This window comes from Streptomyces sp. NPDC001339 (assembly GCF_042895955.1).
GTDB lineage: Bacteria > Actinomycetota > Actinomycetes > Streptomycetales > Streptomycetaceae > Streptomyces.
Genome location: NZ_JBIAWT010000004.1, coordinates 1 through 16,757, shown reverse-complemented (window position 1 = coordinate 16,757; position 16,757 = coordinate 1). Strand labels below are relative to the sequence as shown.

The following is a 16,757-nucleotide window of genomic DNA, read 5'->3' as shown; positions in this document are numbered from 1 at the left end:
GTCATATGCGGCCCGGCCCCAGCACCCCCCCCAGCACCCCCATCACCCTGTCACCCGCATCCCCCCTCACCCCCTCACCCCCTCACCGCCCCACCACCCCCAGCACCCGCCGTGCCACCTCCCGGCCGATGGGCAGTGACGCCGTGGCTGCCGGGGACGGGGCGTTGAGGACGTGGATCATGCCGGGGGTCTCGGCGAAGAGGAAGTCGTCGACGAGGGTGCCGTCGGGCAGGACGGCCTGGGCCCGGACGCCGGCCGGGGAGGGGATCAGGTCCTCCTCGCGGGCGGCCGGGAGGAGGCGGCGGACCGCGTCGGTGAAGGCGCGCCGGGACAGGGAGCGGTGGAGTTCGCCGGCGCCGTAGCGCCAGTGGCGGCGGGCTATCCGCCAGGAGCCGGGGAAGGCGAGGGTGCCGGCGAGCTCGGTGGGGCGGATCGTGCGCCAGTCGTAGCCCTCGCGGGCCAGGGCGGGGACGGCGTTGGGGCCGATGTGGACGGCGCCGTCGATACCGCGGGTCAGATGGACGCCCAGGAAGGGGAAGGCCGGGTCGGGGACGGGGTAGACCAGGCCGCGGACGAGGGCGGCGCGCTCCGGAGCGAGGGTGTAGTACTCGCCGCGGAACGGGACGATCCGCATGCCCGGGTTGTCGCCGGCCAGCCGGGCGATCCGGTCGCAGTGCAGACCGGCGCAGTTGACCAGGGCGCGGGCGCGGTGGACCGTGCCGTCGGCCGTACGGACCGCGACCCGGCCGGGGCGGCGGCCGATCACCGTCACCTCGGCGCCGTAGACGATCCGGGCGCCGGCGTCCTGTGCCAGCCGGCCGTACCGGCGGGCGACCGCGGCGAAGTCGCAGATGCCGGTGGTGCCGACGTGGATGGCGGCCAGGCCGCGCACCTCGGGTTCGTACTCGGCTATCTGGGCGGGGCCCAGCTCACGCACCGGAAGGCCATGCTCCCGGCCGCGCTGGATCAGACCGTGCAGCCGGGGGAGTTCGCTGCGGTCGGTGGCGACGATCAGCTTGCCGGTGACCTCGTGCGGGATGTCGTGCTCGGCGCAGAACTTCACCATTTCCGCCGAGCCCTGGAGAGCGAAGCGGGCCTTGAGCGAGCCGGGTGGGTAGTAGATGCCGCTGTGGATCACCCCGCTGTTCCGCCCGGTCTGATGGCGGGCCGGACCGGGCTCCTTCTCCAGGACCACCACGCGCGTGCCCGGCGCGGCCCGCGTGATCGCATGGGCCGTGGAGAGCCCGATGATGCCGGCACCGATCACCAGCACATCGCAGTCGTACGCCGCCACTGCACCTCCCAACCGCATAGCCGCAGGTCCGCCCCTCGCCGCGGATCCGCGCACCCTCACCGACGACGTACCCCATCATGACGGGCACCACTGACAGTGCAGTGCGGCGAGGGCCGACCGGGGCGAGGGCCGGCCGGGGCGAGGGCCAGCCGGGGTGGGGGGCCACCCGCTGGGGACGCGAACGCCCCGCCCGCCCTTCGGAACCCGCACCCGCCCTTCGGAACCCGCACCCGCCCTTCGGAACCCGCACCCGCCCTTCGGAACCCGCGCACCCGCCTTTCGAAACCGATGCCTGCCCTAGCCGGCGCCCGCCCGTCTACGCCGGCGCCCGCCCGGCACCCGTCCGTCTACGCCGGCGCCGCCAGCAGCGGTCTCGCCCGTTCCCGCAGCTCCACCACCCGGGGCTCATCGCCATAGGGCTCCAGGCGGTGCAGCAGATCGCGGACGTACTCCGTCGTACGGGCCGAGGAGATCCGCCCCGCCACCTCGACCGCCCGGGTGCCCGCCGCGCAGGCCGCGTCCAGGTTGCCGGACTCCAGTTCGGCCACCGCGGACACCACCAGGCGCAGCCCGTGGGAGCGTACGAACTCCTCCGTGGGGCGGGAGAGCGCCTGCTCGGTGAAGCGGCGCACCTGACGCGGCAGCCGCAGGTCCCGGTAGCACTCGGCGGCGTCGGCGGCGAAGCGTTCGTACGAGTAGAAGTCCAGCCACGACGGGTCGGGGTCGCCGCTGCGGGAGCGCTCCAGCCAGCCCTCGGAGGCCTTCAGCGCCACCTCGCAGGCGCGCGCCTCCCCGGCCTTGGCCTGCGCCCGCGCCTCCACCAGGCGGAAGAAGCTCATGGTGCGGGCGGTGGCCAGACCGCGGTTGCGTTCCAGGGCCGCCTGCGCGAGATCGACGCCCTCGTCGGCGAAGCCGCGGTAGGTCGCCTGGAGGGACATCGACGCCAGGACGTACCCGCCCAGGGGGACGTCGGCGGCCGCCCGGGCGAGCCGCAGCGCCTGGATGTAGTAGCGCTGTGCCGCCTCCTGCTGGCCGGTGTCGAAGGCCATCCACCCCGCGAGCCGGGTGAGTTCGGAGGTCGCCCCGAAGAGCGCCCGGCCTACCTCGTCGCTGTACGAGGCGAGCAGCAGCGGCGCCGCGTCCACCCGGAGGCACTCCGGCACCATGGACGAACGCCAGTCCCCGCCACCGTACTTGGAGTCCCAGCGACGCGCGTCCTCGGCGGCCTCGCGCAGCTTGCTGACGTCGCTGTGGCCCACGTGCTGCGGACTCCCGGCGTCACCGGCCGCCGCGGCGTCCTTCTCCCGCGCCTCTGGCGCCTCCCGTGCCACCGAACTGTCGGCCGGGGATATCAGCCAGCGCGAGGCGGGAGTGGCGTAGGCGGTGACGGCGAAGGATCCGGCCAGGCTCTGCCAGATGCCGCCGCTGCCGGCCCGCCGCCCGGCCAGATCGAGACGGTAGAGCTCGGTCGCCGAGCGCACCGCCGCGCCCACATCGCGGGGGAAGGCCAGGCCGACCTCGGGAGCCGGGTCCACGTCGGCCAGCCCGATCTCGTGCAGCGGCACCGGTCGGCCCAGCTTGCTGCCGATTGCGGACGCGATCAGATGGGGCGCGGCGCCCTGGGGCACCATGCCCTTCGAGACCCATCGCGCCACCGATGTCTTGTCATAGCGAAGTGTCAGTCCGCGCTGCGCACCGAGGTCGTTGACCCGGCGTGCCAGTCCGGCATTGCTGATACCCGCGAGGGCGAGAACCGTGCCGAGCTTCTCGTTCGGCCCGCGTATATCCCTGGACATGCGCACCCCTCGAACCAGCGATAGCCGCCCCGCTACCCCGGGGCATGCGTCCACCCAGAGTAGTTCGCCGGATCCCGACCGTTAAGGGCCGGTGTCCCGGATGGCGAGATTCATGTTCAAACAGGGGTGCGGGAGTTGGCATGTGCTCCGGGTACGTGTGCCCGTGCGCCCTTCCGTGCGCGCTGGCCGCCCGCCACCCCGAGCGCTTCCATGGCTGTTGCGTGGGTCGGCCCGCTGCACTGGATCCAGTGGGCTGGGGGACACCGTCACCTCATTCCCCGCGGGTGGCGGTCCGGTCCGGGGGGCGCAGCCCGCTTCCCGGACCGTCGCGCGCGTCGACCGGTGCCGGTCGCGCCATTGGTGGACGTGGTGTACGGATGTGTCAACTGTGAGGTGCAGAAGGCACTTTGGCCGAAAAACGGTGGGTGCTGCAATCGCGCCGCGGTCATTGCTCGCGGCTATTGTCCGCGGTCATCCCTCGTAGCCATCTCTCGTAGCCATCCTTCGTAGCCATCCTTCGTAGCCATCGTCCGGAGCCGTCGCCCGCGGTCGTCGCCTGCAGCCTTCCCGGGGGCCACACGGGGGGCCACACGGGGGGCCACACGGGGCCGAGGGGCCGGCGCATCGGCATCGCGTTGCCCCTCCGCCTTCTGCGTTTCCCTCTCCCTTGCCTCTCCCTTCCCTCTCCTTCTCCCTGCTCCTTCTCCCTGCCCCTTGTCCACGGTCACACCGTGAACTGCCCGTATTACGGGCCCGCTCCAGCACTTCCCCCGCGCCGTCGGCATGGCAGCATGGGCGTCGCAAGAGCTTGACGACAGCGTGGCGACAGCATGGCGACAGCTTGGTAATCCGTTGCACGGGGCGGCCGTTGGCCCCGATGAACGGGCGCGGGGAATCGGGTGGAGGCGGCAATGCGCTGGTTGGTGGGGTGGAGCAGTGCCGCCACGGGGGCGCCCGCCGCCATGGGTGCGCCCTCCGCGGGACCGGTAGGCGCGGAGGCGCGCACCGTGCTCCCCGTAGGCGCCCAACTCCTCTGGGACGGCCCGGATCCGCTGTGGGCGGTCGGCGACTGGCGGCCGGACGAGGTCCGTGTCGTCCAGGCCGATCCCGAGACCCGGCTCGCCGTGTTCGGCGTCTGCGGGGCCACCGACGACCAACTGCGGGTGGGCCTGCTCGCGGCCCGTGGAGGCGCGCTGCGTCACCTCACCGCCTGGCCCGGCGGCTACACCGCCGTCGTCCAGGTAGGACGGCGGATCACCGTCACCGGAGACCTGGCCGGCGCCCGCCCCGTCTTCCACACCCCCTGGGCCGGCGGCACCGCTTACGCCACCGCGGCCCTCCCGCTCGCCGACCTGACCGAGGCCGGCCTCGACATCGGCCACCTGGCCGCGCTGCTGGCCTGCCCGGACGCCCCCGAGGCCCTCGGCGACGGCACACCGTACGAAGGCGTCCGCCGCATTCCGCCCGGCCACGCCCTGGTGCTGCGCGGCGGCGCCCGCGACATCACCTCCTACGAGCCCACCGCGTCGCTCGCCGTCGCCGCGCCCCAACTCGCCCCGGAACAGGCGGTGGACGGCGTCCGCGATGCGCTGCTCGACGCCGTACGGGCCCGGCTGGCCGCCCCGCGGCACGCCGTCGACCCGGACGGCCTCGACGGGCTCGACCCCGGCCCGGTGCCCGGAATGGGCCCCGCCGAGCGGCGCGCCGCACGCGGCGGACCGGCCTCCGGTATCGGTGCCGACCTCTCCGGGGGCAGCGCCTCGGGAACCCTCGCCCTTCTGGCCGCCGGCCTCCCCGGCCGCCCCGGAAGGCTGGGCGGCCACGGTGAGCGCCTCCTGGCCGTCACCTTCAACGACCGTGCCACCCAAGGAGGTCAGGCCCACCGGGACGCCGAACTGGAGCGCGCCCGCAGCATCGCCGACAACCCGCGGCTGCACCACATCGTCGTCGCGGCCGGCGAGGAGGCCCTCCCGTACGCGGACCTCGAAAGCGGCCCGCTCACGGACGAGCCGGGGCCCGCCCTCGTCACCGCGAGCCGCCACCGCCGCAGGCTGCTGGCCGGCAGTGCGGACCACCTCGTCGGGCACGGTGCCCGCCAGGTCCTCGACGCCCACCCGGCCCGGCTCGCCGACCTCCTCATGGACCGTCGCCGACGCCATCTGCTGCGCCCGGTCACCGCGTTGGCCAAGGCCGACGGCCCCTCCGCCCACTCGGTCCTGGTGCCCTTCACCGTGTACCGCGCGGCCCGCAGGCTCGCCCGTACGCCGTACCCGGACGGTATCGCCGACGCGGCACGCCGCCTGCTGGAGCGGGAGTTCGCCGACGAGCCGGTGGCGGGCGGGGCCGTGGACGCCTCGCTGGCCGCGCTCGCCTGGTGCCGGCCGGGGCCCGCGGCCCGCTGGCTCACGGGCGAGGCGCTCGCCGAAGTATCGGTTCGGCTCAGCGAGGCGGCGACCCGCTCGCCCGCCGCCGGCCGCCCGGGGGAGCGGCGGGCCCGCGCGGCACTGGCCCGCCAGGCCGCCGACCACCGCGTCTTCGAGCAGGCCGCCGAGGTGCGCAACCAGCGGCTGCACGCCCCGTTCCTCGACAACCAGGTGGTGCTCGCCTGCCGAGCCCTGCCGGACACCCTCCGGGTGCAGCCCGGGGCGCGGGCCGCCGTGCTGCGCTCCGTACTGGCCGGCGCGGGCGTACGGGACCTCCCGCCCGGATGGGGCGCCACCTCGCATCACCCCCAGGCCGCGGCGGTACGCACCGGGCTGCGCAGCGCCATCGGCGACCTGGTGCGGCTCTTCGACGCGCCGCTGCTGGCCGACGCCGGGCTGATCGAGGCACGGGTGGTCCGTACGGCGCTGCGGGCCGCGGCGGAGGGGGCCGGGCTGCCGCTGGACGGGCTGGCGGAGCTGGTCTCCACGGAACTGTGGCTGCGGCGGCTGGTGGCGCGACGGGGGACGTGCTGGACGGGGGCGGAGGCGCCGCGGCAGCGGGCGGTCGCCGGGGGAGTGGTGCCGCGTGCGCGGTTGTCGTGAGGGGCCGGCCGTGCTCCTCCCGGGCTTTGCCCGAGGCCAGGATTCCGGCCTGCTGTTCAGCTCGTCGCACAGCTCGTCGCACGGCCGCCGTGCTGTGCGACGAGCTGAACAGCGCGTGCGACGGCGCACATGAGGCACTGCACGCCGAGGACACACGCCGCCTGCTCGCCGAGGCCATCGAGATACGCGCACCGCGCCCCCGAGCGCCGGTCCTGAACGAGCCTCGGTCCCACCCCGGCCCCTGCCCCGGTCCTGGCCCCTGCCCGGTCTCGGCCCTGCCCCTGCCCGGCCTCGGGCCGGCCCTGGCGTCGGCTCCGCCCGCCGATCTTGTCAGCGACAGCTGATCTGTGCCCGCGCCCAGTCGCCGACGGCCACCACATCGAGGGGCGACACCGGCTCGACGACGAGCCGCAGCGTCTTACGGCCCGTCAGCGGGACATGCACCGGAACCCCCTGCTCCGCGCCGCGCACCACCTTCGAGTGCCACAGCCGCTCCCCGTCCCCGTAGACGGCGAAGCGCAGCGCCCCCAGCCCCAGGCTGAGATCGTCGACGCCCACGACGGCGTCGTACGCGGTGCACTGGCGGTTGAGGTCGATGGTCACCGAGGACGGCGCATGCATGCTCACGCTGTTCGGATACGTCGTGCCGGCGATCTCGGCCGACGGCCGTCGCCACAGCCATCCGCTGCCGAGGGTACGCACCTCGGGCTTGCTGCCGTCGCCCCAGACGTCATGGGCGAGCGCATTGACCTGATACGGCGTCGGCGCGGGCAGCGGTGGCTTCGGGGAGGGCCCGGGCGGCGTGGGCGTGGGCGTCGAGGTGGGTGTGGGCGTGGGAGCGGGGGTGGGTGTGGGTGATGTCGGTGGCGTTGCGGGCGCTGACGCGGGTGGCGTCGGGGCCAGGGTGAGCGGCGGCTTCGGCGAGGCCGGCGCGGGCATGGGCATCGGCGTCGGCATCGACTCGGGGGGCTGCGCGGGACCCGTCCGCTGTGCCGGGGCCGGTGCGGCGCCGGACGCCGGCGGCAGTGGCTTTGCCGGCCCCGGGGACGGCTTCCGCGGTACGGCCGGGGCCGGCCGGGGCGGCTCGGCCTGAGCCTTCGGCGCGGGCGCCGGGCTGCCGGTGAGCGCCAGCGCCAGCGCCGTTCCCGCCACCACCGCGGCCCCTACCCCGATGCCGACCTTCACCGCCGTGCCGAGGCCTTGGCTCACCGCGGTACCACCGGCTCCGCCCGCCGCCCCGGAGCCACCGCCCGCTCCAGCTCCAGCTCCAGCGGTCGTAGCCGTAGCGGAAGCCGAAGCCGAAGCCGAAGCCGAGGCCGAGGCCGAGGCCGAAGCGGAAGCCGCACCAGCCGCGGCGCCCGCGCCCGCGGCACCCGCCACCGCCGCCTTGACGGCGTACCCGGCGGCGAGCCAGCCGACGACCGCGACCGGCAGCAGCGCGCCGATCCGCTGATTGACGTCCTCGACCTCCAGCGCGGCCAGTCGGCACCGGGCGCACCGCTCCAGATGCTTGCGCAGCCCCCGCTCGGCCCGGATCCGCAGCCCGCCACGGGTGTACGCGCCGAGCCGGTCGGCGTATCGGGCGCAGTCCCCGCCGGCGGTCAGCGACTGGCTGACATGGGCCTGCAGATACGCCTGCCGCAGGCCCTCCCGGGCACGGTGCGCCAGCACCGCGGTGGCGTTCGCGGTCAGCCCGAGCAGCGGGGCGACCTCGCTCGGCGACTCCTCCTCGACCGTCGTGTGCCACAGCACCGTCTGATAGCGCTCCGGCAGGCTGCGGAACGCCTGCACGGCCATCGACTGCTCGGCGTCGTGCATGGCGCGTACGTCAGCGCCCGGATCCTGCGTGTCGTCGTCCCTCGCCGCACCGGCCGCGGATACCGCGAACACCGCGAAATCCTCGACCAACTGCTCCCGCCGCGCGGTCTTCGCCCAGGACGCGGCGACCCGGCGGACGGCCGTCAGCAGATAGGCGCGGACGGCCGTGTCCGGGCCCGCGCCGCCGCGCACCGCCTGCAGCGTACGGGCGAAGACCTCACCGGTCAGGTCCTCCGCTGTGTGCACGTCCCGGCAGCAGTTACGGGCATGGCGCCGGACCGCCGCGGCGTGCCTGCGGTACAGCTCCTCGTACGCGCTGTCGTCTCCGGCCCGCATGGCGGCGATCAACTCGGCGTCAGAGGGCGGGAGTTCCCTCAGCTCCCCCTCGCTGGCATCGACTGCCGGGGCCGGCCCGCGGCCGCGCTCACGCTGCGGCGGCACACTCGGGGCATCGCCCGCCGGGGCACCGGCCCGGTCGCCCCCCGGACCGCCTGCCTGGTCGCCCCCCGAGGCAGGCCCGCCTGCCTGGCCGTCCCCTGAGGCGGGCACGCCTGCCTGGTCGTCTCCCGAGGCCGGCCCGCCGGACGCGGGGCCCGCACTCCGGGCAGCCGACGGATCTTCCGACGCGGGCCCCTGCGGCCCGGCTTGGCCCGGCCCCTGCGGCCCGGCCTGGCCCGGCGCTTGTGGCCCGGCTTGGTCAGGTACCTGCCGGTGCGCTGCGGTCTCGCCCCTGCCCCGGCGCGGTGCGGTCTCGCTCCCGCCCACCCCGGCGCCGGTACCGCGTCGCTCGTCCCGCCCGTCACCACTCATCGCCGAGGCCCCCGAAACCGCCGTCACACCGGAACACCGCGCCAGCGTGCCACATCGGATCCCGGCGCTTCAGCGTCCGGTGGGGCAACCACTCATCCGGGGCGGGTACGCGCACGGCCGCGCGGGCATTCACCCGTACGGGCCATACAGCACAAACAGGCCATACCTCATGCGGTATCCGTACGGGCCGCATCGCTTTGGGATCCGCGACGTCCCTCCCCACGACACCCCTCCTCCCTCCTCCCTCCCCGAGGAGCACCGGAACCGTACGCGCCGCCCACCCATCCCCACCCCGCAGGCCACACCCCGTCGGACAACGCCCCGCAGGCCACACCCCACCGGGCCGCCCCACCCCACCGGGCCGCCCTGCCCGGCGGCGGACCCGGCGGCCGGAGCGGACCCGGCGGCCGGATCCGCCCGGACCGAGCCGGCCGGCGGATGTCACCGCACGGGGCGCGAACGCAGCCCGCGACCTGCCAGCCGCCGCCCCGGAGCCGGAACGTCACCGCACGGGGCGCGAGCGCAGCCCCTCCAGAAGGATCTCCAGCAGCCGCGCGGACGCCGCCTGCTGCTGCGCGGCGTCGGGCAGCGCGGGCGCACCCGTGGCGATCACCAACAGCACGTCGGAGACCGTCACATCGGCGCGCAGCTCACCGGCCGCCCTGGCCCGGTCCACCAGCCGTCCCACGACCTCCAGCAGTGCCCCGGCGCCGGGTGCCTCCTCGGCCCCGCCCGATGTCCCCTCGGCGGCCGCCGGCCCGTCACGCCGAACCGCCGGGCGCGGATCGGTGAGCGTCCCCGCCGCGCCGGGCGCCATCCGCTGCTGCGGCACCCGCGCCTCGCCCAGGCCGTCCGGTATCCGCGACCCGTCCGCGGCCTCCGCCGTTGCCGGCCCGGGCCGGCCGGTGTCCGCACTCACCCGCAGGATGCCCGGTGGCAGCAGCCGGCCGGCACCCGAGGCGACCGACGTCCGCAGGAAGCACGAGAGCGCCGACCACGGGTCGTCCTCCTGGCCCAGCGCCGTACGCGCCTGGTCCGTCAGCCGTGCGGTCTCCTCCTCGGCTATCCGCCGGACCAGGACGTCCTTGCTCGGGAACCGGCGGTAGACCGTGCCGACACCGACCCGGGCCCGCCGCGCCACGTCCTCCATCGGTGCGCCGTACCCCAGCTCGCCGAACACCTCGCGAGCGGCCCGCAGCACGTGCTCCAGATTGCGCTGGGCATCCACCCGGAGCGGAGTGCTCCGGCCGCCCGAGGCCAGGTCGGCGCTGGTGCCGCCGCCCGCGTCGGTGCGGCCGTTCCCGCTCCCGCTGCCGTTCCCGCTGGTGCCCTTGCCGTCGTCGGCGACGTGAGCTGCCACAGCCACGGCCGTCGGCCATTGAGAGCCCTGCATATGCATATAGATCCCCCGGTAAATGACGTCTCCCCCCGGAGACTCCCCGCCCTGACAGTCGGGGCGTACCGCCGAAAGGAGGTGCACCTCGACGACATACGAACATAGTTGAGCCCACGTCAAGATTGAAGGGGGCCGTCCGCGGACCGCACCCCCCGATCGGCCCAATGGCCTGATCCGGCCACATCAGGCGCATTCCCGCCACTGTCCACACACCCTCTGACCAGCGCACCTGTCCCCGAACGCGCGGAATTCGCCGCTCTGTCCCCAGGGCGGCGCCTGGTCATACATTTCGATGGGCCTGTGGACAAAGGAGCCACGGCGGTGCGTCATGGAACAGTGCTGTGCTTTCCCGGGGCGCAGTGCCCGAGGCCGGTGCCGCGCCGCCGGCCGGTCACCGGATCGCTGCCGCCCGGGCCTGGTCGACACCGCGAGGAGAACCTCTGTGAAGGCTGTGTCTTCGAAGTCGTCGAAGACTTCGCCACCGTCGCCGCCACCGCCACCGCCACCGCCACCGTCGCCAACGCCGTCTTCGTCGTCGTCCTCGACATCGGACGAACCGGACCACGTGGCGAGCATCCTCATCGTCGGCGGCGGCTACGTGGGGATGAACACCGCCCTGCGCCTCCAGCAGAAGCTGAAGAAGGAGCTACGGCAGGGCACCGCCCAGGTCATCGTGGTCGACCCCGATCCGTACATGACGTACCAGCCGTTCCTGCCCGAGGCCGCGGCCGGCTCCATCTCCCCGCGCCACGTCGTCGTACCGCTGCGCCGGGTCCTGACGGAGTGCACCGTCGTCGTCGGCGAGGTCACCGCCGTCGACCACGCCGCCCGCCGGGCGACGATCGCCACTCTGGCCGCGGAGGAGGCCGGCGAGGGCGCCCTCGAGGTGGCCTACGACGAGATCGTCCTGGCCCCGGGCTCGGTCTCGCGCACCCTGCCCGTGCCCGGCCTGGCCGACGTCGGCATCGGCTTCAAGACCGTCGAAGAGGCCATCGGACTGCGCAACCACGTCCTCGGACAGCTCGACATCGCCTCCTCCACCCGCGACCCGGAAATCCGCGACGCCGCGCTGACCTTCGTCTTCGTCGGCGGCGGCTACGCGGGCGTGGAAGCACTGGCCGAACTGGAGGACATGGCTCGCTACGCCGTGCGCTACTACCACAACATCACGCCCGAGGACATGAAGTGGATCCTGGTCGAGGCCACCGACCGGATCCTGCCCGAAGTGGGCCCCGAGATGGGGCGCTACGCCATCCGGGAGCTGCGCGGCCGCAATATCGACGTACGCCTGGAGACCCGCCTGGAGTCCTGCGAGAACCGCATCGCGGTGCTGAGCGACGGCTCCCGCTTCCCCACCAGGACCCTGGTGTGGACCGCCGGCGTCAAACCCCACCCCGTCCTGGCCGCCACCAAGTTGCCGCTGAACGGCCGTGGCCGCCTCAAGTGTGCCGCCACGCTCCAGGTGGACGGCGTCGAACACGCCTGGTCCGCGGGCGACGCGGCGGCCGTACCCGACCTGACGGCCGAGCCGCCCGCCACACCCGACGAGCCCCACCCGACCTGCGCGCCCAACGCACAGCACGCCCTGCGCCAGGCCAGAGTGCTCGCCGAGAACGTCGCGGCGGCGGTTCGCGGTGGCCCGATCGTGGACTACGCGTACAAATACGCCGGTTCGGTGGCCTCCCTCGGCCTGCACAAGGGCGTCGCCCATGTCTACGGGCGCAAGCTGCGGGGCTACCCGGCCTGGCTGATGCACCGCGTGTACCACCTGGGCCGGCTGCCGACCTTCAACCGCAAGGCCCGGGTGCTGGCCGAGTGGACCCTCGCGGGCCTGTTCAAACGTGAGATCGTCTCGCTCGGCTCACTGGAGAACCCACGCGCCGAGTTCGAACTCGCCGCGGACACCGGCCGGCACTACGAGTCCACCTGACGCGCCCCGCTCACCAGGGGAGTTGACGTGCCGTCGGCCCGGTGGCGGCCGGAGGGAGCGGCCCGTGGAACCCCGCACCGGCCACCGGCCGACTGACGGATGTCCCTCCGGTCGGCCACACTGGACGTGTGACCATGGGTGGGCTCGTATCTGCAAAGAGTGACAATCACGAGGATTCTGGACGTTTGCTGCATTCCGCAAAAGGGCGCCGACAGCGCCCCCAGCCGACCCTTCCCCGGCCCCTGGCCGGGAGGTCCCGCCATGCCGACGGCCCGATCCCGCGCGACGACGCGAAGTAAGAGGTACCCCTCCGTGATCTTCACGCGCTGGAGCGCCAAGTTCCCCGGCACACAGCGGCGCGCCGCCGCACGGTCCGACCGCGCCGCCGCCCGCCCCGCCCCCGGCTCGTCGGCCACCCCGCCCGACGAGCCCCCGGCGCCCGGCGGCACACCCGCCGCGGCGGACGACACGCCGACCGCCCCGACGGACGCCACCACCGGCTCCGTCCCCGCCGCCCGCGCCGAGCACACCGAGGCGGCCCCCTCCCAGGGCCCCACCCCCGAGGCGCTGCCGCCCACCGTCGACGCCCTCTCCGTCCACGACATCCTCGGCACCATCCCCGCCCTCGTGGCCGTCCTCTACGGTCCCGAACACCGCCTCGCCTACGTCAACGGCGCCTACGCCGCGGTCTTCGGCCCCCGCCCGGCCGGCCAGACCGCCCGCGAAGCCCTCCCCGAACTCGACACCCTCGGCCTGCTTCCCCTGATGGACCAGGTCCTGCGCAGCGGTAGGCCCCGCACCGTCAAGTCCCGCAAGGTCCCCGGCGGCGCGGGCGGCGACCGCTCCCGCGACGGTTACTACACCTTCACCTGCACCCCCATCGCGGTCGCCGCCAGCGGGCCGGCGCCCGACCCCGAAGTCGCCTGCGTCGCACCGCACCGGGGCGTCCTCGTCTTCGGCGCCGACGTCACCGACCAGATCGAGTCCGCCGAACGGTTGCGCGCCAGCGAGGCCCGCCAGCGCGAGGCCGCGGTCACCCTCCAGCGCTCCCTGCTGCCCCAGGAACTGGAGCAGCCCGACGACCTCCGCGTCGCCGCCACCTACCAGCCCGGTGGCACGGACGCCGCGGTCGGCGGCGACTGGTACGACGTCATCACCCTCGGCGCCGGCCGTACCGCCCTGGTCATCGGCGACGTCATGGGCCGCGGCGTGCGCGCCGCCGCCGTCATGGGCCAGCTGCGCACCGCCGTCCGGGCCTACGCCCGCCTCGACCTCCCGCCCCACGAGGTCCTCCAGCTGCTGGACGGCCTGGCCGCCGAGATCGACGCCAACCAGATCGCCACCTGCGTCTACGCCGTCCACGACCCCAACGAGGGCCGCCTGGTCTACGCCTCGGCCGGCCATCTTCCCATCCTCGTACGGGACCCGGACGGCACCGTCCACCGCGCCGAGGAACCCACCGGACCACCCCTGGGGACGGGCGGCTGGCTGCACACCTCGGGCTCCGTCCCGCTGGGCCCCGGCAGCAGCGCCGTCCTCTACACCGACGGCCTCGTCGAGCGGCGCGACAAGGACATCGACGAGGGCGTCGAGGCCCTGGAACGCGCCTTCGCCGGCGCGGCCGGCGCCCCCGAGATCGTCTGCGACCGCCTGCTGCGTTCCCTCGGAATCACGGCGACGCACGACGACGACGTCGCCATCCTCGTCCTCCAGCACCCCGAGCGCACCGGCCACGACGCGGAGCTCTTCCACAACGCCGCCCTCGAACTCCACGGCGGCATCGAAGCGGCCCCACGCGCCCGCGCCTTCGCCTCGGGCGTCCTCGCCTCCTGGCGCTTCTCACCCGAGCTGTACGACCTCGGTGTGCTGGCCGCCAGCGAACTGGTCGCCAACTCCCTGCAACACGGTCATCCGCCCATGCGGCTCCGTCTGCGCCGCACCGACCGCCGCCTGATCATCGAGGTCACCGACGGCGACGAGCACCTTCCGCGGCGCCGCCGCGCCGAACCGGCCGACGAGGCCGGCCGCGGTATCTCCATCGTCGCCACCATCGCCTCCTCCTGGGGCTCCCGCCGGACCCCGGGCGGCGGCAAGGCGGTGTGGTGCGAATTCGCACTGCCACGCGGATAGCCGGGGGATAGCGCATAGCCGGGGGGTACGGGTCGGCCTGGGCGGCCTGGGTACGGGACAGCCTGGGTACGGGACGGCCTGAACAGCCGAGCGGCCGGGCCGGCGGCCAACGCCACCCACCCGGCCGCTACCTCTGGCCCTGGCCGACCGGTCCTGACAGCCGGCTCAGACCGAGCAGCCGGCTCAGACCGAGCAGGCCACGGCCTCCGCCGCCGTTTCCGCCGAAGCCCGCCCCGCGGGCACCGCGGCGGCCGCCCGATGCGGATTGTCCTGCGCGGGCCGCAGCATCCGCCCCAGCCGGAGCGACAGCACGCTGATCCCCACCGCGCACACCACCAGCAGCCCGATGTACGCCGCGTACATCCCATGGCCGACCATCAAGGCCCCCACTGCCGGCCCCACCGCCAGCGCCAGCTGTTTGACCAGCGCGAACGCCGAGTTGTACTGACCGATCAGCGAGGACGGTGCCAGATCCGCCACCAACGGGGCCACCGTCGGCGACAGCAGGGACTCACCGATCCCGAACAACGCGTACGTCGAGATCAGCAGCGTCGTCGCCACCGCCTGGGCACCGTGCACCAGCCCGGACAGCCCGGCCGCCAGCCACGCCACCGTCCATATGAGCCCGACCAGCGCCATCACCCGGCTGCGGCGCCGCCGCTCCACCAGCCTGAGCACCACGAACTGCGCCGCCACGATCGCCGCCGTATTGGCCGCCAGCGCCATACCCAGGTGCGACGGCGGTATCCGTGTCACCTCGGTCGCGTACGCCGCCAGCCCCGACTCGAACTGCCCGTAGCAGGCGAAGAACAGCACGAACCCCAGCACGCACAGCCACATCATGCGCCGGTCCGCGAACAGCGTCCGCCAGCCGCCGACGACAGGCTCCTCGCCCGGCACTCGGTCCTCGACCTTGGGTACCCGCGGCAGCCGTACGGTCGCCACCGTCACACCGAGCACCAGGAACATCGCGGCCTCGATGGCGAACAGCCGTACAAAGCTCGATGCGTCCGACGCGTCGACCAGTTGTCCGCCCGCCAGACCGCCGACGCCCAGGCCCAGGTTGTTCAGGAAGAACTGGGTGGCGAAGGCCCGCGACCGGGTCACCGTCGTCGAGCACCACACGATCATCGTCGCCAGCGCCGGCTGGATCACCGCTATACCGGCACCGAGCGCCGCGGCAGCGGCGATGACCAGCGGCTCACTGGCGGACAGCCCGATCCCGAGCGAACCCACAGCGGCGAGGACCGAACCGACGATGGCCACCGGCAGGGGACCGCGTCGGTCGATGGCCCGACCGGTCAGCGGCAGGACGGCGAGCGCGGATACGGCCAGCATCGCCAACACGGCACCGGCCGTACTCGCGCCAAGATCCCGCACCTTCGCCACATAGACGTACAGATACGGAACCGTGAAGCCGTTGCCGAACGCGCTCAGCGCGTTCCCCAGCTGGATCCGGCGCAGCGCGGCGCCCATCGCGGTGGTCACACTCACCTACCTAGGTCAGGTCGTCAGCCGATCAAGAACGAGCAAGCCGGATGACAAGAACGAAGAAGAGGACAAACGAAGGGACAAGCAAGAAGGACGAGCAAGAAGGACAAGCAAGCAAGAAGGGCAGACGAGGAAGACGAACCGCCGCGCTGCCCAGGCATCAGAGCCAGGCATCAGGGCGAGAACCGCGCGACGGCCGCCTGCGGCAGGCGGCACCGGGCCGGACAGTCTCACCCTCAAGACTTCAACACTAAACTTCGAAACTAAAGACTACACGCAGAAGAACTTCAACGCCAATCGTTTCCGTGCCATACTGCGCCGCATGCCTGAGCCCTCCGATGCGGCCACCGCGCCCGCCGAGCCGAGCCTCGAGGAACAGATCGCGGCGTACCAGCGCGAGTTCCAGGACCTCGACCCCCAGGTGGAGCAGGTCGTCTCCGCACTTCAGCGCCTCAACCGGCGGATGAACGTCGCCTACGGGCGGCAGACCGCCACCCTCGGCCTGAGCAACGCCGAATGGGAGGTCCTCAAGGCCCTGGTCGTCTCCGGAGCCCCCTACCAAATGGGCCCCGGCGAACTCGCCAAGCGCCTCGGCCTCACTCCGGCCGCCATGACCCACCGCATCGACCGCATGGCGAGCGAGGGCTTGGTCACGCGCGAGCGCGACGAGGCCAACCGCGTCCGCGTCATCGTCGAGCTCACCCATGAGGGCCGCGAGAAGTGGCTGGAGGCGATGCGCATGGCATCGGTCTTCGAGGAGGATCTCCTCCAGGACCTCTCCGACGACGAGCGTCATCTCCTCGGTCAGGTGCTGTCCCGTCTGCTGCGACGAGTCGAGGAGACCCAGCCGGACGCCGGCGGACGTCTGAGCGACCTTGACTGACGGAAGCGGCCTTGACTGACGGGAGTTGACACGCTCCCGCCCGGTCTGTAGTGTCCTCCGAGTTGCCACAGCGCCGGAACGGTTCTGCGGCAGCCATCCCGCCGCATCGCGGCACACCACTACTGCACGACTCCTCAACGGGAACGATTTCGGCATGCCGGAATTCGGACCGAGGCTCGATTA

Annotated in this window: 9 protein-coding genes; 4 read left to right on the top strand and 5 right to left on the bottom strand. The window is 73.6% G+C overall.

Going from position 1 to position 16,757, the window contains the following annotated elements; translation table 11 throughout:
* Positions 1 to 82 precede the first annotated feature (82 nt).
* Both lhgO and ACFY12_RS12250 read right to left on the bottom strand, forming a co-directional pair.
* Positions 83 to 1,294, bottom strand: coding sequence for an L-2-hydroxyglutarate oxidase (gene lhgO, locus ACFY12_RS12255; protein WP_390715725.1), 1,212 nt, complete (start codon positions 1,292 to 1,294; stop codon positions 83 to 85).
* Between the two features lie 347 nt (positions 1,295 to 1,641).
* Positions 1,642 to 3,090: an MFS transporter gene (locus tag ACFY12_RS12250; RefSeq protein WP_390715724.1), complete on the bottom strand. Its 1,449-nt coding sequence runs from the start codon at positions 3,088 to 3,090 to the stop codon at positions 1,642 to 1,644.
* 911 nt (positions 3,091 to 4,001) lie between these two features.
* Here ACFY12_RS12250 and ACFY12_RS12245 point away from each other — a divergent pair.
* Positions 4,002 to 6,116 (top strand): asparagine synthase-related protein, encoded by a 2,115-nt coding sequence (locus ACFY12_RS12245; RefSeq protein WP_390715723.1) that lies wholly within the window; start codon positions 4,002 to 4,004, stop codon positions 6,114 to 6,116.
* 330 nt (positions 6,117 to 6,446) lie between these two features.
* Here the strand turns inward: ACFY12_RS12245 and ACFY12_RS12240 are convergent, their stop codons facing one another.
* Both ACFY12_RS12240 and ACFY12_RS12235 read right to left on the bottom strand, forming a co-directional pair.
* Positions 6,447 to 8,375, bottom strand: coding sequence for a sigma-70 family RNA polymerase sigma factor (locus ACFY12_RS12240; RefSeq protein WP_390715722.1), 1,929 nt, complete (start codon positions 8,373 to 8,375; stop codon positions 6,447 to 6,449).
* 871 nt (positions 8,376 to 9,246) lie between these two features.
* Positions 9,247 to 10,143, bottom strand: a complete 897-nt coding sequence (locus ACFY12_RS12235) for a TetR/AcrR family transcriptional regulator (protein WP_390715721.1) — start codon at positions 10,141 to 10,143, stop codon at positions 9,247 to 9,249.
* A 601-nt stretch (positions 10,144 to 10,744) separates the two neighbouring features.
* Here ACFY12_RS12235 and ACFY12_RS12230 point away from each other — a divergent pair.
* Together ACFY12_RS12230 and ACFY12_RS12225 are read left to right on the top strand one after the other, a co-directional pair.
* Positions 10,745 to 12,070, top strand: a complete 1,326-nt coding sequence (locus tag ACFY12_RS12230; protein WP_390716253.1) for an NAD(P)/FAD-dependent oxidoreductase — start codon at positions 10,745 to 10,747, stop codon at positions 12,068 to 12,070.
* 312 nt (positions 12,071 to 12,382) lie between these two features.
* Positions 12,383 to 14,200: a SpoIIE family protein phosphatase gene (locus tag ACFY12_RS12225; protein WP_390715720.1), complete on the top strand. Its 1,818-nt coding sequence runs from the start codon at positions 12,383 to 12,385 to the stop codon at positions 14,198 to 14,200.
* A gap of 183 nt (positions 14,201 to 14,383) precedes the next feature.
* Here the strand turns inward: ACFY12_RS12225 and ACFY12_RS12220 are convergent, their stop codons facing one another.
* Positions 14,384 to 15,688, bottom strand: coding sequence for an MFS transporter (locus ACFY12_RS12220; RefSeq protein WP_390716252.1), 1,305 nt, complete (start codon positions 15,686 to 15,688; stop codon positions 14,384 to 14,386).
* A gap of 325 nt (positions 15,689 to 16,013) precedes the next feature.
* Between ACFY12_RS12220 and ACFY12_RS12215 the strand changes: the two genes are divergently transcribed.
* Entirely contained in the window at positions 16,014 to 16,574 is a 561-nt protein-coding gene (locus ACFY12_RS12215) for a MarR family winged helix-turn-helix transcriptional regulator (RefSeq protein WP_390715719.1), read from the top strand.
* Positions 16,575 to 16,757: the final 183 nt, after the last annotated feature.

Excerpts from the sequence above, each read along its gene's own strand:
- ACFY12_RS12215 (WP_390715719.1), top strand. The coding sequence starts at position 16,014 with ATGCCTGAGCCCTCCGATGCGGCCACCGCGCCCGCCGAGCCGAGCCTC.
- ACFY12_RS12230 (WP_390716253.1), top strand. The coding sequence starts at position 10,745 with ATGAACACCGCCCTGCGCCTCCAGCAGAAGCTGAAGAAGGAGCTACGG.
- ACFY12_RS12245 (WP_390715723.1), top strand. The coding sequence starts at position 4,002 with ATGCGCTGGTTGGTGGGGTGGAGCAGTGCCGCCACGGGGGCGCCCGCC.
- ACFY12_RS12235 (WP_390715721.1), bottom strand. The coding sequence starts at position 10,143 with ATGCATATGCAGGGCTCTCAATGGCCGACGGCCGTGGCTGTGGCAGCT.
- ACFY12_RS12250 (WP_390715724.1), bottom strand. The coding sequence starts at position 3,090 with ATGTCCAGGGATATACGCGGGCCGAACGAGAAGCTCGGCACGGTTCTC.